We start from the raw sequence: 18,175 nt of genomic DNA on the forward strand, positions 1-18,175 counted from the left end.
CTTACGTTCATCATACCAACACCCTAGCACTCACCCAATTGTGGTTATCAGGAGGAACGTCCTCTCACGAATTCATTCCCGCTCAGCAAAGGCTGAACTTCGTTACATTGTCGGGTTCGCTGCTTTATTCAGAATCCTAGGGTCATCTGGTGATACAGATGGTTCACACTTGTTGCGGTGAACAGCACTTCATACGACTTCAGGTCGCACGGACATAAACGTGTCAGTGACTTTTCTAATTTAGCTATCATCGAATAACTTTTAGTATCCCAAAATGCAAACAGGCATCGCTTATCACAATGCCTGAGGAGGAAGGAAATGGACAGAATGTGCAAGATAGGACTTATAATCAGGAAGCAACAAGTGAATGTATATGCGATAAAGTTGAACGTCACTTAAAGTGTATTAGTTCAGACTAGATCTGACACATCGACTTGAAAAGTTGAGAGTTACCCGTTTTGATAAAGGTGTCGAATCTTTAATCAAAACAAAAGAGGTAACTCTCATGCTTCATACTAGCAATCCCATCATCAAACACAAAGCTGGTAACACTTGCAGCGACAGTGCTCATACAAAACGCTAATGTCGTACCAATGGGAAGCCCATTTCTCAGTAAACTTTCCATGATAGGAATCCCCCCCGTCGCATTAGAATACAAAGGGATACCAATCAATACCGAAGCTGGAACAGACCACCACTGACCCGCGCCTAAGTGGGCTTCTATCCAGCCATCGGGTACAAAGCCATGCAAGCCCGCGCCTATGCCCACGCCAATAAACACCCATTTCCAAACCCGACCGATGATCTCAACCATTTCTTGTTTGGCAAACTGATGTCGATATGAGAGTGTGATAGTAGGCTCTGCGTTGCTGACGTTCAAATTGTCCTGTGTATGTTGTTGAACTTGGGCTTTCAGCATGGCTTTCGCGGCAAATGGCTGTAACCAACGCTCAGCTCCAATGAGATCCAGTAACCAACCACTCAACATCCCGATAAGCATTCCAATCAGCACATACATGATGGTGAACTTCCATCCCAGTAGACTAAACAGAAGTAATACTGCGATTTCATTGATCAATGGCGAGGTAATCAAAAATCCCATGGTGATCCCAAGCGGGATACCAGCGGATGTAAAGCCAAGAAAAACGGGAATGCTTGAACATGAGCAGAATGGGGTGATCGCCCCGAAAACACTACCCGTTACATAGCCAAAAAGACGCCGTTTGCCTGCAAGATAGTGGCGTACTTTTTCAACATTTAAAGAAGCTCGGAATAACGCAATGACGTAAATCATGACAACCAGTAGCACCATGATTTTACTAGTGTCTTCTATAAAAAAGTGAATAGCATCTGCCAGCTTAGTACCTTGCTGCATAGCAAATAGCTGGTAGGTCATCCAATCAGCAAGATGGGTAAAGACTGCAAACATATCGGCTCCTTCAACCTCATAATTTGTTTTTGAGGTCACTAAGACGAAAATGAAGCTAAAAGAATGCAGAAATGTTTATATTTTTTAATCGATAGAGAAGCGTTAGCCAGCGTGAGTTTTAAACTGACCGAGGATAACAATCGCGTTATCGACTTCATCAGATAACGAACTAGCGATGTTTTCATTCGTCGCCGCTTGTTGTGTTGCCATGTCAGCAAATGAGCGAATGTTATTAATCATATCGGTCATTACGTTTGCTGACTGTTCTTGTTGAGACGTGGCGATTGAAATGTGTTGATTCATCTCAACCATACGACCAATCACATGAGTAATACTATCTAATTGAGCAGATGATTCCTGAACGCTATTTGTGCATGTATCCGCGTTTGTTTTTGCTGCATTGATTGCTGAGGTTATATCGTTTGCGGCTGACGCAATTGACTTAACCACATTTTCAATTTCAATGGTCGCGGATTTTGTTCGGGCTGCTAAGGTGCGGACTTCATTCGCCACGACGGCAAATCCTCTACCTTGTTCGCCTGCTCTGGCAGCTTCTATCGCGGCATTGAGTGACAACAAGTTAGTCTGCTCTGATACTTCTTCGATTACATCGAGTATACTGCCTATTTTCTGACTGTCTGCCACAAATTTATGCGTTAGTTCTGTTAGCAAAACGAAAGAGCGTGAGAGTTCAGTTAACTCACTCACAGCAGACTCCGATGAGCGTTGTCCTCGTATAACGGATTGGCTCGTGTTTTCAGTATGCTCTTGTCCGAGTAAACACTGCTGAGCAACATTAGATGAGGCTTGGCGCATATGGCTAATATTGCTATAGAACTCTTCGAGTTCAGTCAGCAATAAACTCATTTTCTCGCAAGTTTGCTTGCTCGCGAGTGCGCTTTGCTGACTGAGTGACTCTGTGCTGTTGATGCGCTGTGCCAGCTCGGAAAAACTCAGGCGGAGTTTTTCGATGATCAGATTAAATGAAGCGGAAAGCTGCGCAATCTCTTTTGCCCCTCTAACTGGAAGTGATACGGTCAAGTCTCCGTCTCCAGAAGCGATATCGGTCATACGCTCGACAACATAGTCTATCTGATGAGTTATCTTTCGACCAAACGTATAACCTGATATTGAAACGACCAATAAAATACAGGCCGCGCCTACCAAAACAAATGTGTCTAGTTGACGTAAATCTTGTACTAAAGACGCTTTTTGCGCGGTCAATAAGTTATCAATAAAAGTCTCTAATTGAGTAAACTTCTCTATCGCCTGTTGGTAGTTGAGTGAAAATGCCGCAGGATCAACGCTTGTTTTTAGCACCATTTTTTTCGTATTGAAGAATTTTGCTAGAGGCTCTTCTGCTTTAACAGCATCGAATACGCCTGGCTTGGTCTCATTTAAAGTATCAAAGCTTTTTAGCGCATTTTTGTATGCTTTTTTCAGTTGGTAATTGGAATCCGTAGACAGCATGATGGCGATTGCACTGACCATCGTGGCTGTAATGTCGTTACTCATAGACGCATTTTGGGTAGCAGTATAGGCAAGCTGAGTGAGCTGATTCGATTGATAATCTAGCTCTTGGAGCAATGGCAATTTGCGCGAAACGACTTCTTGCATCAATTGGTAGATTTTATGTGCGCCATCTAACGATATTTGTATTTCAGCTAACAGATCTTTTACTTGCAGATCTTCTGACTTTGATGACTCATCACCAATGAAAATCGTACTATGTATATCAGCGTATTTCTGTGCAGATAAAGTGTACATGCCTGATTGGATCGTTAACCACTCTTTATCGATTAAGTTCTGGATATGCTCTTGGTCAACGCTATTTTCTGCTGCGGCCAATTGGTAGACGAGTAGGCTGAAATTTCTAAGTGATGCACCAGAAGCCGAGGTTTGTTGATAGAAATCTATCGTATCTTGATACTGCTGTTCTAAATGGGTTGAAAACTTGTTGGTGTTAGATAGTGTTAACCAAACCAGAGTCATTAAGCCCATCAGACAAGAGACGACAATTGCGAGAATCATTCGCTTCATTCAAAAAGCCCTAATATGTGGAAATATATATATATTAATGTAATTTTATTAGGTTTTTATGACAGCTTGAAGACAATTAGTCTTGAAAGAAGCAACAAACTCGCCGCTGTTCGTCAAAACGTATATGACATTGTACTTGCAAAACATTTCTGAGTTTTTGTCGAGCACGTTGAATGCGTGATTTGGTTTCCACTAAAGTGAGTCCATTTTGCTCGGCAAACTGCTGTTGAGTAAGACCTTGTAGGTCACACTGTTTGATAATTTCGCTTTCAGACTCAGTCATCAGTTTTGATAGCGCTTTAGGTAGGCATTGCGCAAGGCTATCGACGGCGGGAAGTTCATGCTCTTCCAATATCGGCTCATTATCTCTCAGATCCTGAACTTGTTCTTGATTCGCCTTACGTTGCTTATCAATGAGCATATTCCGCGCTACTCGATATAGCCATGCTCTTTGGTTTTGAATATCGCAAAACGCTTGCTTCTGCTGTAACGCCTTCAAGAAGGTATCTTGTAGTAAATCAAAGCTCAGCTCAGGATCACCTGTTTGCTTAAGCAGCCAGTAGTAAAGCTCGACTCGGAAATATGCCATGTCTCAATGAGACATGGCACTGCTGAAGTTTGTTTCGAAATACGGCTCTTAGACATAATATTTACGCTTCATTCTCAAGGCCACGTTAACCAAAGCGATTAATACAGGCACTTCTACCAAAGGTCCAATCACACCAGCAAACGCTTGGTCAGAGTTTAATCCAAATACAGCGATTGATACGGCGATAGCCAGTTCGAAGTTGTTACCTGATGAAGTAAAGGCGATAGAAGCATTTTGGTCGTAAGGGATCCCCATACGTTTCCCGATGTAGAAGCTCGCAAAAAACATCACCATAAAATAGATGATCAGTGGTACTGCAATACGGAGCACATCCATCGGTAACTCGATGATCATTTCACCTTTCAGACTAAACATCAAAACGATGGTTGCCAAAAGCGCAATCAGGGTGATTGGCGAAATACGAGGGATGAAGACTTCGTTATACCACTGTTCACCTTTTGCTGAGACCAATAGCTTACGGCTTAGGAAACCAGCTAAGAAAGGGATGCCTAAATAAATTAAGACGCTTTGTGTAATATCCCAGATAGTGATGTCAACAACGAAACTTTCAAGACCAAAGTAAGGGGGTAACACAGTAATAAACAGCCATGCCATAAAACTGTACGTGATAATCTGAAACGCGCTATTTAAGGCAACTAAGGTTGCTCCGTACTCTTTGTTTCCGCCGCTGATATCATTCCAAACCAACACCATTGCGATGCATCGAGCAAGGCCAATCAGAATGAGTCCCACCATATAGCCAGGTTGATCGCGCAAGAAAATGATAGCCAAGATGAACATCAAAATCGGTCCCACGAACCAGTTCATCACTAAAGAAAGCGTTATCGCGCGTTTATCACGAGTTACCTCACCTAAAAGGCTATAGTTCACTTTCGCCAATGGAGGGTACATCATTAAGATTAAGCCAATCGCAAGTGGGATATTGGTTGAACCAACAGATAGGCTTTCGTTCCACTGAGCGACTTGAGGAAATAACACTCCAATCCCGACACCAACTGCCATTGCAAGAAAAATTCATACGGTTAAGTATCGATCAAGAAAACTCATTTTTCAGATGCGCTGGTTTCGACACAGCTTGAGACATTACTCATACAAATCTCTTTCATTTAAAATTGATAAACCAACGGAATAGGGCATTATTCGTTCACACCATTCGAACATGATTTGCCTTTGATGAACTGCAACTCTGACTCGATAAATGTCAAATTATGCTTAAGGGTGATCTCCAGCACTTGCTTGACCCAAGGAGCTAGCGCGGGGTTGATTCGGTAGTAAACCCACTTACCGCGTCGCTCATCCAGAACAAGCTCGTGTTTTCGCAATTCGGCAAGATGCCGAGAGACTTTGGGTTGACTGAGATTCAGCGCTTCCATGAGATCACAGACATACAACTCTCCTTGTTTCTGCATTAACAGCAGAGACTTAAGCCGAGTTTCTTCAGAAAGCGCTTTGTAAACAAGGATTGGATCAAACATAGGAACTATTCAATATTATGAAATATCTTATTTTTCATATATGTCAATTTTTCAATTAAACATGTGATTCTGAGAGATAAGTTAGATTAGGAAAAGTAAGTCGATAACTATGAGAAATTAGCGTCTTAATATTGAGACTAAATCGAAATGGGGCATAAACGTGCTAGCGATAATCGGGCTAGCACATCTCTGGACAGAAGCTAGTTACGCGAAATTTGGTAAACCGCTTATATCCGATTAGTAAAAGTATCTTGAAACCTTAAACGCTTGTATGTTCACCTTTCGAACAAATCGCACGATTTAATTATATTGACCATTTCATGCGAACAACTATAATCTAACTGTGATTCCAGATTTGGAGAGTAATCATGCACACTTTAACAGCAAATGATGCCAAACGTAATTTTGGTGAGTTACTTCTGAGCGCTCAACGTGAGCCAGTGAAAATTAGCAAAAATAGCAAAGATGCCGTAGTTGTTATGTCGATTAAGGATTATGAAGAGCTGGAGGCAATGAAAACTGATTACCTGAGACATTGTTTCGAGTCAGCTAAACAAGACTTGGCACAAGGCAATGTGGTTGATGGTGAAGACTTTTTAAACGCCTTATAACCCATTATGAAAAAGAATAAATATAAGCTAAGTAAATTAGCACAGACTCATTTACAAAAAATCAAAAACTATACCGTCAACAATTTCTCTGAGATGCAATGGCAAAGCTACAAAGATACCTTACTAACAGGGTTTCAAATGCTTGCTGACAACCCAGCTGTTGGTCGCAGTTGCGATGAGATATACCCAAGTGATTTTTATTTCCCGGTGGGCAAGCATACCGCGTACTTTACAAAAGAAGATAGCTTCATTTTAGTTGTTGCTGTACTCAGTCAATCACAACTTCCGCAGAACCACCTGTAGTTAAGATTACACCCTAGGATTGGATTTAGGGTGATGACTTTCACTGGTAAACTAACGCCGCGTTTAGCAGCGTTTTCCAAGTATACGCTTTGCACTAAGACGCTTAATGAGATGGTACGTCCCTCCCTACACAGCTAAACTCAAATTGGTTTAGTCTTAAAAGGAAAGTGCCAAATGAATAACTCACACATTATCGGAATCGATTTAGGTAAGAACTCTTTTCATTTAGTTGGTCATGACCAAGCTGGGCATCAGTTATTTAAGAAAAAGCTTACTCGCCCAAAATTACTAGAATTCTTATCGTGCCATGAGCCTGTAATTATAGCCATGGAATCATGCGGCGGATCTCATTGGCTTGCTAGAAAATGTGCAGAATTTGGTCATACTGCCAAGCTAATTCCACCTCAATATGTAAAACCTTACGTTAAAACCAATAAAAATGACTTTATCGATGCCGACGCTATCGCAGAAGCAGCTTCACGGCCAACTATGAGGTTCTCCTCAGCAAAGACAGAGTCAGCTCAGGTTATATCAACTATTCGAAAAATTCGTAGCGGATATATTAGGGAGCGTACCGCTTGTATGAACCGAATTGGCTCAATCCTTCTTGAGTTTGGGCTCAGTTTGCCAAAAGGTCACGCTAGTATGAAAGGTTTATTCCAGTGGCTAGTGGATAAGAATCAACACCTTCCACCTCTAATCATTTTTGAATTAAGTGAGTTACATGAGCACTATCAAAATCTTAATGAACGCATAGATTCACAACCAGATAAGGTCGAGAGAATTCTTGCAGATAACGAGCAGATGAAACAACTACAAAGTGTTCCTGGCATTGGCCCAGTCATCGCTAGTGCTTGTTTATCATCAGTTGGCAACCCCAATGACTTCAAAAACGGGAGAAATTTTGCAGCATGGATCGGACTTGTCCCCATTCAATATTCAACAGGTGGTAAATCAACGCTACTTGGAATATCGAAACGAGGAAATAAAGAACTAAGGACGCTATTCATCCATGCTGCAAGGTCTATTTTATGGAGAGACAAATCGGTCGAAAAATACTTTGGTTCGTGGCTTGTAGAGCTTAAGAAACGAAAACCCTTTAACGTGGCAGTGGTAGCACTAGCCAACAAAATAGCCCGTATAGCGTGGGCAATTTTAGTTAATAAAAAATCTTTTGAAATAAGAACATAATCAAAATTTGCAATGAGAGTAAAAAATGACACAACGGTTAGACCACCAGATTGAAGACCTGTTGCCCCAAACAGCAACTTAGTATGCTTTACGCTTTGCGAGGACAGTCTGGCGCACACCTCATCATAGAGCTGAGACTAATAACTGTCTCTAATAGACTCTGGATATATTAGCGCAAATCAACTCGTTATTTTGAACTCTACTTGCAATAACGGGACGTACCATATATTGGGGCATTTCTGCGTTACGACAACCTACCCCGTCAGCACGGATTTGGACACTTCTGAGTCAGTGCTTTTGATAAATTAGCAAACTACGAATAATCACAGGTATGGAAAGTTGCTTAATTCAATGTCTAGTATATTTAATCATGTAGAAGACACGAGATTATCACGCATATCAGTAATATTTTTAAAGGCAAGGGAGTAGTGTAGATACTTCAACAATAAAAAGCGCGTTATGTGTTGGCTTTGTCTATTCCCTAGACAAAGGAAAGGGGACCTAAGAAGTCCCCAAGAAATACTTCACTTCATTTTTTCAACTTTGTTGTTGGCCTTGTTACGCTTCAACTCGGACTCAACATGTTTATCAATGGTAAACAAAGGCCTGCTTGACTCTTACAGTCTGGCTGACCAAGCGCAGCGTGTTCCGCTTTCGATGATTTATAGAGCAGAGCGGCTCATACCAGCTCTTGAACTAGGGCTATATCTGTGACTACATAATGTCAATATATTTATAATCTTACTTGAACTAAGGAGAGTTAATGCTTCTATCTTAGCCATAGGATACCGTTCTTGAATAGCTTGTTTAGCATAACTCAATGTATGTAATGATCCACTAATACTGGAGAGTTCTTAAGCCGCTTTTTTCATCTGAACATATTGTTCATGCGGAGTAATATAGTTTAATCCGCTGTGTCGCCGTTTGTAATTGTAAAAAGCAATATAACTCTCTACTTCAGATATCACCGCTTGGTGATTGATAAAGCTCAGCATATTTAAATGCTCCGACTTTAATGTTCTAAAGAATCGCTCCATGATTGAATTATCCCAACAATTGCCTCTTCGACTCATACTTTGCGTTATATTTAAAGCACTTAGACGATTCCTATAAGCATGGGAACTGTAGTGGCATCCTTGATCTGAATGAGCCATTAATTGAGTTGTATTTGGCTTTTTCCTGATAATCGCCTGATCCAATGCCGCAAGGGTTAGTTTAGTATCAGGTGAGCGAGACAGCGCATGCCCCACGACTTCTTTTGTTGCTAGATCGACTACGCACGCTAGATAGCTCCATCCTTGGTGTGAGCGGATAAAAGTCACATCAGTGACCCAATGGGTATTGTAAGTATCTGGATTAAATTGACGATTTAACAGGTTTGGTGCATATCTTTTTTCTACTCCTGCATCAGGATAATAGTGTTTCTTTTTCGGATAACGAACATAAATGTTTTGCTCTTTCATTAACTTAGCAACCTTATACAGGCTTACTGTGATCCCTTTGTCTACAAGTTCTTCCCTAATTCTACGTTTACCATAGGTGTGATTTGATTCACTTGATATTACTCGGATTTGATGACGAAGTTGAATATCACTCCGTTTATTTATCTTTCTGTAATAAAAATTGCTCAATGACACCTTAAGTACTCGACACAACTCAGAGACAGTATAATTAGGATACGCTTTCTTCATTTGCCTAACGGCATCTTGTTTTAGTTGTCTCGTATGAACAAAGCGCTGGCTTTTTTTAATATATCGATGTCTCTATTCGCTCTATCTAATTGTTTTTCCAGCTCTTGTATTTTTTGTTGCTCAGGCGTTATGGCTTTCTGGTTTTGAGGGGTAATGCCTTGCTTTTCCGCTTTATATTGTCTTTTCCATCTAACCACGGCAGAAGAACATGCCCCCGATATTTCTTGTATTTGTTGATTAGAATATCCATCTTCAACCATCATTTTTGCATATTCTAGTTTTTGTTGGTCGGAAATAATTACTCGTTCTTTTCGTTTCATAATTTGGCCTCATTTATCATATGATTATAAGGCTTAATTAGTCTCCAGGATAATCGTACCATTACAGTAGTGCCCTATGTTACCATAGCATCAACCAAAAGAATCTTACTTGGGGGCGTTCGACTTGTCAGCCTACCAAAGGTCACTGGGTTAATGTACTTCCTGAGCTTAGGGACTGTAATTGACTGCATTTGAGCATCCTGAGCAGTAATTTTCTTTAAAACACTAGGTTCAAATTTTCCCGCTACACCCATGCGAACGACTACTTAACTCCGAGCTCACTACTGATGATTTCAGCGAATTCAACCACTAAGGCGCTTTCACTCTTTCAACTTATGAAAAGGTAAAGGAATTTGGTATTTTCTTGGCGAAATGCTTCGTTTAACAGACGGGTTTTACCGACATGCCTTCTCCCAACCAATACGCTAAGTTGTCCCTTTGTTTCTGCTATCCGCTAAGAAACAGTTTGTAGAGCTTTTAATTCTTTCTGACGATTATAAATTTTTTCATTACTTTCTACTTTTACTCTCACGTATTAGCGATAAAATAGAATATTAGCCATTTAGTGTAAATTAAATTACTGTAATAATAATTACATTAACAGCGAGTCATAAACCGGTATTTATGAATGGTACTGTCAAGTTAATTGCATGGCCATTCAATGTCCCTCTTCTATACTTAATAAAGCTACTTCTGAAGTTAGACTAGAGGTCAATTATGTGGATGGCTTAGAAGAAATCCTGCTATTCGAATACTGCTATGCAACACACGGAACATTTAGGGTTAAGGGTATACGTATTCTGAGTCGTAACACTTTTGATGGTTTGTTCGAATTTATCCAATGAATCTGGTTTTCCATCACTCTAACCATGTGCCCATATTTACTCATCCACTACACATCAATACTCGGTTAGTACTGATGTTATATGTCTGGGCTAGCCAGTGGTTAATACATCAATACCTTTTTGCATCAAACCCTCAAGGGCATATTGCGATAGATGTTTATCGGTGAGGACCAAATCAAATCTTTCTATATTAACGGCATGAAAAGGGGCTATTTTTCCATATTTGCTTGAATCAGAGACTAAACAGCAAGTATTGGCGACATCACATATCGCCTTTTTGACTGTTACCTTTTCTTCAGATGGTGTTGATATACCACGTTGATTCCATGACGACGTAGAAATAAATGCCAAATCAATATTAAATTCACGGATAGCCTGCGCGGTTTTGTTTCCCACACTAGATTTATTCACACGATCTATTTTCCCGCCAGTATGATAAACGATGCACTGTGAATTTGAGGTGAGATAGTTCGCGATCACAAAGTCGTTAGTGATTACGGTTAGGTCATCAAGCTTTGCAATTCGTTTTGCAATTTCAAGAGTCGTTGTTCCTGCATCAAGATAAATTACCTTGCTCTCTTTTATCTGTTTGAAAGCCAATAAACTAATGCTCTCTTTTTCATCGGAATTCTGGAGAACTTTATTGTCATGAGATTCTTCATTTTGTAACGATTTAGTTAACTGAACCCCACCTGTTATAGACAATACCCTACCTTCAGCCTCTAGCTTGCTGATATCCCTCCGAATGGTCATGTGGGAAACTTGCAGACGTTTTTCTAACGTATTAATGCTGATTACTTCTTGCTCTTTAAGCAAAGCTAAAATAGTGCGATGCCTTTCGACAGGGATCATGTGAGTATTTCTCCTGAAACTAATATTGAAATGATCTTAACATCTAAATGTGCATTTTTGTTAAATGAAGTCGCTATTATGTACTTCACAAGCACATTAGTTATAACCAGCGCTAAAAAATTAACAATAATTCACACTTAAATTGATGTAACGTGATCAACACCTAGGAATTATAAATTATTGTATAATATCGTAACAAATATTAACACAAAATAACGCCAGAGGATAATAGAATGGAAGATAAAAAAGTACAAAGTGTTGCGGTCATAGGTCTTGGCTCTATGGGGATGGGCGCAGCTAAGTCATGTGTAAGAGCCGGACTTGATGTCTATGGTGTTGATCTGAATGAACAGGCTTTAAAAGAACTCTCATTAGCTGGAGCGAAAGCAGTATCAACTAATTGTGCCGATTTCTCTGAAAATCTGGATGCAGTGCTTCTGTTGGTAGTCAATGCTAAACAGGTAAACTCCGTACTATTCGACTCCGGACTTGCAGATACGCTTAAACCAGGCACAACCATTATGATTTCAGCTACGATTGCATCTGAAGACGCCAAGGCATTCAACGTTAAATTGGTGGACAAACAATTAATAATGCTGGATGCACCAGTGTCTGGTGGAGCGGTTAAAGCAAATGCGGGCGAAATGACTATTATGGCATCGGGAAGTGAGGAAGCTTTCCGTCGGCTTGAACCAGTACTTAATGCTACAGCAACAAAAGTGTACAACATAGGTACAGAGATTGGTCTGGGTTCAACAGTTAAAATTGTACATCAACTTCTTGCTGGTGTTCATATCGCGGTAGGCGCTGAAGCGATGGCACTTGCAGCAAAAGCAAACATACCTCTCGATTTAATGTACGACGTAGTAACAAACGCTGCAGGAAACTCTTGGATGTTCGAAAATCGTATGCAGCATGTTGTGGACGGTGATTATTCTCCAAAATCTATGGTCGATATTTTCGTTAAAGACTTAAACCTTGTGTCTGATACTGCGAAAGAACTTAAATTCCCTCTTCCTCTGGCAAGCACTGCGTTGAATATGTTTGTTAGCGCTAGCAATGCAGGTTACGGTCAGGAAGACGATAGTGCAGTGATAAAAATCTTTGACGGTATTGAACTGCCTTCTAAGGAGAAATAATTATGTTGTTAGGAGTAATTGCTGACGATTTTACAGGCGCAACAGATATTGCTGGGTTCTTAGTTGCTAACGGTATGCGAACTATTCAATTAAATGGTGTACCAGAGAATGATATTGAAGTAGACGCTGATGCTGTTGTTATTAGCTTAAAATCACGCTCTTGTCCGGTTAACGAGGCGGTAGAAAGTTCGTTAACGGCGATGGATTGGCTTAGGAGTCGCGGTTGCCAGCAGTATTATTTCAAATATTGCTCTACCTTTGACAGTACAACAGAAGGCAATATTGGTCCTGTTACTGATGCGCTACTGAATGGCCTAGGTGAAGAGTTCACTATTGTCTGTCCAGCATTGCCCGTAAATGGCAGGACTGTATTTAACGGTCACCTGTTTGTATTAGGAGAACTGCTTTGTGATTCTGGTATGCGTAACCACCCAGTTACACCAATGCTTGACTCTAGCCTAGTTCGCCTAATGGATGCTCAGTCTGAAGGTAATACCGGATTGGTTAACTATCAGACGATAGAAGAAGGTGCAGACTATGTAATTCGGGCTTTCGATCACCAAAAGAGTGAAGGGAAGCGTTATGCTGTAGTCGATGCTTTTAATGCAAGTCATCTTAATATATTAGGCGAAGCCGTTAAATCTCTGAAACTGGTCACTGGTGGATCTGGCCTGGCAGCTGGTATTGCTAAAAACTGGGAGAGTCAACTGAGTGACCAAACAGAAGCCTTGGAAGCGGGTCGACCAGTAAAGGCTAATACCGTGGTTCTTTCCGGTTCTTGTTCAGTTAGAACCAATGAACAAGTTGCTGCGTACATGGCTAAAGCCCCAAGTATTGCGCTTGATGTTCAGTCTTGTATCGAAAAAGATGACTATGTAAGCGATATTGCAAAATGGGTAATGGACAACCTTAATGGTGAATTAGCACCTTTGGTTTATGCCACAGCAGAGTCTAAAGTTCTTAAGCTGATTCAGCAAACTTATGGTGCGGATACTTCCAGTAAGGCAGTGGAACAATTCTTTAGTCAACTCGCACATCAGTTGCGTGAACAAGGTATCAATAACTTCATTGTTGCAGGTGGTGAGACCTCCGGTGTGGTCACTCAAAGTCTTGCTGTTGAAGGTTTCCACATTGGGCCTCAGATAACTCCGGGAGTGCCTTGGGTTAAAGCAATTGATAGTTCCCTTTCGCTGGCATTGAAATCAGGTAACTTTGGTGAACTGGACTTTTTCTCCAAAGCACAGGAGTTCTATCATGAGTGACCTAGTGTTTAAACAAAAAATGGTTACCTTAGCCCGTTCATTATTTGACCGTGGTTATGCAACCGGCGGCGCGGGAAACCTTTCGCTCCGACTACCTGACGGTAATATTTTGGCCACTCCAACCGGGTCTTCAATGGGGCGTTTAGACGCTCATACTCTTTCTGTGATTGATATTCAGGGAAATCAGTTATCTGGTGAAAAACCATCAAAAGAAGTGGATTTTCATCTGGAACTGTATCGTAACAACGCCGCCTGTCGTGCCGTTGTTCACCTTCACAGTACTTATTTGACAGCACTTTCATGTCTTAAGGATGTTGATCCGGAAAACGTGATAAAACCATTTACCCCATACTACGTGATGCGTATAGGTCAGTTACCACTCATACCATATTTCAATCCAGGCGACCCACAAATAGCGGTAGAACTGGCGAAACGAGCAGTTGACTATCGGGCATTTTTGTTAGCGAATCATGGTCCAGTTGTTACCGGGACCAGCTTAGAGGATGCGGTAGATAATGCGGAAGAACTGGAAGAGACAGCAAAACTTTGTCTGATGTTGAAAGGACAGGAGATCCAATATCTTTCAAACAAAAATATAACTGAATTAAGTAGGAGAAAAAAATAATGGCCAAATTTGCTGCAAACCTAACGATGCTATTTACTGAGCTACCATTTATGGAACGATTTGAAGCGGCTAAAAACGCAGGTTTTCAAGCCGTTGAGTTTCTATTTCCTTACGATTTTGAACCTGATTTAATTGCCGGAAAGCTCCACGAACTTGGGCTAGAGCAGGCTCTTTTCAATATGCCTCCGGGCGATTGGGATGCTGGAGAACGTGGTCTTGCCGCTCTGCCTGGACGTGAAGAGGAGTTCCGAAACAGTGTTGATACCGCTCTATGTTATGCCGAGGCGCTGAAATGCAAAAAAGTTCATGCTATGTCCGGGATAATGGATAGCGCTTACAGCTATGAGCAACACGTAGAAACATTTATTAGCAATATCCGTTACGCGGCAGATAAGTTCGCAGAAAAGGATATTCTCTTGTTAGTAGAGCCTTTAAATACGAAAGCAGCCCCCGGATATTTTGTTGCCCATCAAAGAGAAGCCGTTGAACTTATTAAAAAAGTTGAAAGACCGAATGTAAAACTACAATTCGATGTATTCCATGCACAAATTATGGATGGCGATATTACGACAATGATCCGTGATTTAGCTACTGATATTGGTCATATTCAGATTGCTTCAATACCTGATAGACATGAACCTGATGAAGGAGAACTAAATTATCCTCATATATACAACACCTTAGATGAGGTCAACTATTCTGGATGGATAGGATGCGAATACAACCCAAGAGGTCGAACACTTGAAGGCCTGAACTGGGTAAAGCCCTACTTATAAGAAAAAATATTACATAAATATATAACTAACTAAATTCAATAACGTGAAACTTATTATTACCGACCTGTTCACTGAAACAGCTCTGGGATTCCTATGGCCTAAATTTGTTTAAATCAGGTTCGGTAATAATGAAAACCAAAAGGATAAAACTATGGATAGTGCATTGATAGGTATTATCGTGGGTATTATTGCCATGATGCTGATGATTATTAAAACCCGGATCCCAGTATCTTTGGCTATGGTTATTGCCTGCCTGATTATGGGATTATTTGCCGGAATGGCACCCAATGAACTGGTTGGTGCTATTAAGAACGGTTTTGGCGGAGTGCTCGGTGGTATAGGTCTTATTATTGCCTTTGGCGTAATTATGGGAGCCTGTTTTGAGCGTTCTGGTGCTGCGGTTCGAATGGCAAAAACTTTTGTTAAGATATGTGGTTCTGGAAAAGAAGATCTCGCGCTTGGTTTGACCGGTGTGTTAGTGGCCATCCCTGTATTTTGTGACTCTGCATACATTATTCTTCACTCTTTAGTAAGAGCTATTTCAAGGAATACGGGTAAGTCGTCTGTTGGACTTGGTGTTACACTGGCTCTGGGTCTCTTAATTACGCACGCCCTTGTTCCACCTACACCAGGTCCAGTGGCTGTAGCTGGTATTTTGGGTGTTGATCTGGGTGTCTATATGCTTTGGGGGCTTCTTGTTTCCATCCCGATGATGCTGCTTTCTATCTTTTATATTCGCCGTGTAGGTAACGAGTACTACCGCGTCCCTGGTGATGACGGTGAGTGGATCACTAATCAGGCTGACTGGGCGAATCTTGAGAATGTAAAAGAGACGAAAGAGAGAGATCTACCCAGCAACTTCCTTTCTTTTGGTCCAATCTTAATCCCAATTGCTCTTATCCTTACAAATACGCTTATAGGCAAAGGCGATACGTTTTTCCATTCTTCGCTTCAACTGATTGGTAATCCTGTTGTAGCAGTGGGTATCGGTGTACTGATGGCACTGTATGGCCTTACTCGTCATATCGAACGTAAAGATATGATTGGTTCTATGGATGACGCACTTTCAACTACTGGCTTAATTCTAGTCGTGACAGGCTGTGGTGGTGCAATGGGTGCAGTACTTAAAGCTTCAGGAGCGGGTCCTCAGGTTGCAGAAGCAATCGCAAGCAGTGGAATTCCTCCATTATTAGTACCACTGGCTATCGCTTCTATGCTGCGTCTGGTTCAAGGCTCTGCAACTGCATCAATGATGGTCGCAGCAACAATGACATTACCACTTGTTGATACCTTAGGGCTGAACCCTGTGTTTGTCGCACTGGCTTGTGCAGTGGGACCCGTTGGCTTCTCACACCTTAATGACTCTTACTTCCACATTATCAGCCGAACTTTAGGCATCACGGAACTGGCCGATCAGCTAAAAATCTGGAGTTTAACGTCGACTATCGCATGGGCAATTGGCGCAAGCATTATTATGACCTTAAATCTGTTCTTTGGGCAACAAGGCACAATGATTGATCCATTGATTCCATTAGCTGTTTTAGCTGCAATTGTAATCTGGATGAAAACCCAAAAGTCATCAGTAACGACTCAAACCGGACAAATTAGCTTAGAAAAAGATAGTTAAAATCAATATCGGATAGCGCCACCAGTTGGCGCTATCCGATCTACTCATCAACGTTAAATAGGAAAAATTACGGGGTGAAATAGTTATGAGAGTGATGAAATCAATACGCAATTTTATTGTATTTTTGGTCTTACAGGTTTTCATCGTACCAGTGCAGGCCGCTGACTATATGGAGGCAACAACTGGAGAATATACTATCAAGAATTTTAAATTCGAAAATGGTTATACCATGCCTGAGATGAAAATTGCTTACCGTACATTTGGTAACCCACAAGGAGAGCCAGTGTTATTACTGCACGGTACTCATGGGGACGGTGCGAAAATGATGTCAAAAGCATTAGTAGAACATCTTTTTTCCGCAGGAAAAGCGCTTGATGCACAAAAATATTTTTTTATTGCACCTGATGCAATTGGTACTGGCGACAGCACTAAACCTTCAGACGGTCTAAAGGCGTCTTTCCCTGTATATAATTATCACGATATGGTTAACGCTCAATATGACTTATTGAAAAACCACCTAGGAATTAATCATTTACGCAGTATTTTTGGATACTCTATGGGGGGAATGCTAGCTTTCGATTGGGCTATTATGTATCCAAATTTTATGGATTCTATCGTCCCAACAGCCGCTTTTCCTGGACCTATGTCTGGTCGCAACTGGGCCATGCGCAAACTCTTAGTGGATTCTATTCGCCGTGATCCTGTTTGGAACAATGGGAATTATACTGAAGTTCCGCCAAGTTTTCTTACTGCCCGCATTTGGTTTAGTACAGCGTTTTATTTGAGTGAAAAGCGTATGACTGAACTTTATCCTGATCATGAATCATTTAATCAAGCTATTGAAAAGAAATATGCAGTGACTGACGCACCAGATGCAAATGATGCGATGTATCAATGGGGGGCTTCACGTGACTTTGACCCTACCAATGACTTGAATAAAATTAAAGCACATGTACTTGTTATCAATGAAGACGGCGATCCACGTAATCCGGTAGAGCTAGATACTCTTTCACTAGGGATGGAGAAAATAGTCAATGGTGACTCTTTTATGATTTCGGGTACTGGGCAATATTCAGGCCACGGTACGGTTTATCATTTTCCATGGTTATATGAAGGTAAGTTAGCTCAATTTATGGCCAACGTACCAAAAATGTAATCATTCATAAAAGAATTTTAAGCCTTTACTGCATCCCGCCAATTGGTGGGATGTTGTCTTATCAGAACGCCATCCTGTTCTTTTTCAAATGCTATGAGCTTAGATCACCTAGAAGATGTGGTCACAAAGAACCCGCTTACGCTCTTATCTCTAAGTAATTAAAAGGTGACTACTCACCGCCCTAAGCACAGACGATGCTTCTTATTTCGTTAGCCAATGCTCG

At 41.1% G+C, this 18,175-nt stretch carries 15 protein-coding genes and 1 pseudogene; 9 read left to right on the top strand and 7 right to left on the bottom strand.

Annotation, left to right across the window (positions count from 1 at the left end; all coding sequences use genetic code 11):
* Nucleotides 1-478 precede the first annotated feature (478 nt).
* The 5 genes and pseudogenes from ACLKML_RS03915 to ACLKML_RS03935 form a co-directional block, all read right to left on the bottom strand.
* The gene (locus ACLKML_RS03915; RefSeq protein ID WP_413282440.1) at nucleotides 479-1,429 is read right to left on the bottom strand and encodes a permease; all 951 of its coding nucleotides are present in this window, start codon (nucleotides 1,427-1,429) and stop codon (nucleotides 479-481) included.
* A 102-nt stretch (nucleotides 1,430-1,531) separates the two neighbouring features.
* Nucleotides 1,532-3,469 (bottom strand): methyl-accepting chemotaxis protein, encoded by a 1,938-nt coding sequence (locus tag ACLKML_RS03920; RefSeq protein WP_413282441.1) that lies wholly within the window; start codon nucleotides 3,467-3,469, stop codon nucleotides 1,532-1,534.
* A 76-nt stretch (nucleotides 3,470-3,545) separates the two neighbouring features.
* Complete coding sequence (locus ACLKML_RS03925) at nucleotides 3,546-4,058, bottom strand: sigma-70 family RNA polymerase sigma factor (RefSeq protein WP_413282442.1); 513 nt, start codon at nucleotides 4,056-4,058, stop codon at nucleotides 3,546-3,548.
* A 48-nt stretch (nucleotides 4,059-4,106) separates the two neighbouring features.
* Nucleotides 4,107-5,170 (bottom strand): annotated as a pseudogene (arsB, locus tag ACLKML_RS03930) (ACR3 family arsenite efflux transporter).
* Between the two features lie 45 nt (nucleotides 5,171-5,215).
* Nucleotides 5,216-5,554 (bottom strand): metalloregulator ArsR/SmtB family transcription factor, encoded by a 339-nt coding sequence (locus ACLKML_RS03935; protein WP_413282443.1) that lies wholly within the window; start codon nucleotides 5,552-5,554, stop codon nucleotides 5,216-5,218.
* Between the two features lie 368 nt (nucleotides 5,555-5,922).
* On the opposite strand from ACLKML_RS03935, the gene ACLKML_RS03940 reads away from it, so the two are divergent.
* From ACLKML_RS03940 to ACLKML_RS03950, 3 genes are all read left to right on the top strand, one after another.
* Nucleotides 5,923-6,165, top strand: a complete 243-nt coding sequence (locus ACLKML_RS03940; RefSeq protein WP_000557295.1) for a type II toxin-antitoxin system Phd/YefM family antitoxin — start codon at nucleotides 5,923-5,925, stop codon at nucleotides 6,163-6,165.
* A gap of 6 nt (nucleotides 6,166-6,171) precedes the next feature.
* Entirely contained in the window at nucleotides 6,172-6,468 is a 297-nt protein-coding gene (locus ACLKML_RS03945) for a type II toxin-antitoxin system RelE/ParE family toxin (RefSeq protein WP_413282444.1), read from the top strand.
* A gap of 174 nt (nucleotides 6,469-6,642) precedes the next feature.
* Nucleotides 6,643-7,659: an IS110 family transposase gene (locus tag ACLKML_RS03950; protein ID WP_413282445.1), complete on the top strand. Its 1,017-nt coding sequence runs from the start codon at nucleotides 6,643-6,645 to the stop codon at nucleotides 7,657-7,659.
* Nucleotides 7,660-8,513: 854 nt separating this feature from the next.
* On the opposite strand, the gene ACLKML_RS03955 is transcribed toward ACLKML_RS03950, so the two are convergent.
* Together ACLKML_RS03955 and ACLKML_RS03960 are read right to left on the bottom strand one after the other, a co-directional pair.
* Nucleotides 8,514-9,670, bottom strand: a protein-coding gene (locus tag ACLKML_RS03955; RefSeq protein ID WP_413282446.1) for an IS3 family transposase whose coding sequence is annotated in 2 segments (ribosomal slippage) — nucleotides 8,514-9,409 and nucleotides 9,409-9,670 — 1,158 coding nt in all. Because the reading frame shifts where the segments join, the coding sequence is not laid out codon by codon here.
* A gap of 935 nt (nucleotides 9,671-10,605) precedes the next feature.
* Nucleotides 10,606-11,367, bottom strand: a complete 762-nt coding sequence (locus ACLKML_RS03960; RefSeq protein WP_413282447.1) for a DeoR family transcriptional regulator — start codon at nucleotides 11,365-11,367, stop codon at nucleotides 10,606-10,608.
* Between the two features lie 233 nt (nucleotides 11,368-11,600).
* Between ACLKML_RS03960 and ltnD the strand changes: the two genes are divergently transcribed.
* From ltnD to ACLKML_RS03990, 6 genes are all read left to right on the top strand, one after another.
* Nucleotides 11,601-12,506, top strand: coding sequence for an L-threonate dehydrogenase (gene ltnD, locus ACLKML_RS03965; protein ID WP_413282448.1), 906 nt, complete (start codon nucleotides 11,601-11,603; stop codon nucleotides 12,504-12,506).
* Between the two features lie 2 nt (nucleotides 12,507-12,508).
* A complete protein-coding gene (gene otnK, locus ACLKML_RS03970) occupies nucleotides 12,509-13,768 on the top strand; it encodes a 3-oxo-tetronate kinase (protein ID WP_413282449.1) in 1,260 nt (419 codons plus the stop codon).
* Entirely contained in the window at nucleotides 13,761-14,393 is a 633-nt protein-coding gene (locus ACLKML_RS03975) for an aldolase (protein WP_413282450.1), read from the top strand. Before otnK ends, ACLKML_RS03975 begins: the two co-directional genes overlap by 8 nt.
* A complete protein-coding gene (otnI, locus tag ACLKML_RS03980) occupies nucleotides 14,393-15,169 on the top strand; it encodes a 2-oxo-tetronate isomerase (RefSeq protein ID WP_413282451.1) in 777 nt (258 codons plus the stop codon). The genes ACLKML_RS03975 and otnI overlap by 1 nt, the downstream gene beginning before the upstream one ends.
* Nucleotides 15,170-15,320: 151 nt before the next feature.
* Nucleotides 15,321-16,796 (top strand): GntP family permease, encoded by a 1,476-nt coding sequence (locus tag ACLKML_RS03985; protein WP_413282452.1) that lies wholly within the window; start codon nucleotides 15,321-15,323, stop codon nucleotides 16,794-16,796.
* A gap of 94 nt (nucleotides 16,797-16,890) precedes the next feature.
* Nucleotides 16,891-17,952: an alpha/beta fold hydrolase gene (locus ACLKML_RS03990; RefSeq protein WP_413282453.1), complete on the top strand. Its 1,062-nt coding sequence runs from the start codon at nucleotides 16,891-16,893 to the stop codon at nucleotides 17,950-17,952.
* Nucleotides 17,953-18,175: the final 223 nt, after the last annotated feature.

Source organism: Vibrio sp. MA40-2, from assembly GCF_047302445.1.
In the GTDB taxonomy this organism is placed as follows: domain Bacteria; phylum Pseudomonadota; class Gammaproteobacteria; order Enterobacterales; family Vibrionaceae; genus Vibrio.

Excerpts from the sequence above, each read along its gene's own strand:
- ACLKML_RS03915 (WP_413282440.1), bottom strand. The coding sequence starts at position 1,429 with ATGTTTGCAGTCTTTACCCATCTTGCTGATTGGATGACCTACCAGCTA.
- ACLKML_RS03920 (WP_413282441.1), bottom strand. The coding sequence starts at position 3,469 with ATGAAGCGAATGATTCTCGCAATTGTCGTCTCTTGTCTGATGGGCTTA.
- ACLKML_RS03925 (WP_413282442.1), bottom strand. The coding sequence starts at position 4,058 with ATGGCATATTTCCGAGTCGAGCTTTACTACTGGCTGCTTAAGCAAACA.
- ACLKML_RS03935 (WP_413282443.1), bottom strand. The coding sequence starts at position 5,554 with ATGTTTGATCCAATCCTTGTTTACAAAGCGCTTTCTGAAGAAACTCGG.
- ACLKML_RS03940 (WP_000557295.1), top strand. The coding sequence starts at position 5,923 with ATGCACACTTTAACAGCAAATGATGCCAAACGTAATTTTGGTGAGTTA.
- ACLKML_RS03945 (WP_413282444.1), top strand. The coding sequence starts at position 6,172 with ATGAAAAAGAATAAATATAAGCTAAGTAAATTAGCACAGACTCATTTA.
- ACLKML_RS03950 (WP_413282445.1), top strand. The coding sequence starts at position 6,643 with ATGAATAACTCACACATTATCGGAATCGATTTAGGTAAGAACTCTTTT.
- ACLKML_RS03960 (WP_413282447.1), bottom strand. The coding sequence starts at position 11,367 with ATGATCCCTGTCGAAAGGCATCGCACTATTTTAGCTTTGCTTAAAGAG.
- ltnD (WP_413282448.1), top strand. The coding sequence starts at position 11,601 with ATGGAAGATAAAAAAGTACAAAGTGTTGCGGTCATAGGTCTTGGCTCT.
- otnK (WP_413282449.1), top strand. The coding sequence starts at position 12,509 with ATGTTGTTAGGAGTAATTGCTGACGATTTTACAGGCGCAACAGATATT.
- ACLKML_RS03975 (WP_413282450.1), top strand. The coding sequence starts at position 13,761 with ATGAGTGACCTAGTGTTTAAACAAAAAATGGTTACCTTAGCCCGTTCA.
- otnI (WP_413282451.1), top strand. The coding sequence starts at position 14,393 with ATGGCCAAATTTGCTGCAAACCTAACGATGCTATTTACTGAGCTACCA.
- ACLKML_RS03985 (WP_413282452.1), top strand. The coding sequence starts at position 15,321 with ATGGATAGTGCATTGATAGGTATTATCGTGGGTATTATTGCCATGATG.
- ACLKML_RS03990 (WP_413282453.1), top strand. The coding sequence starts at position 16,891 with ATGAAATCAATACGCAATTTTATTGTATTTTTGGTCTTACAGGTTTTC.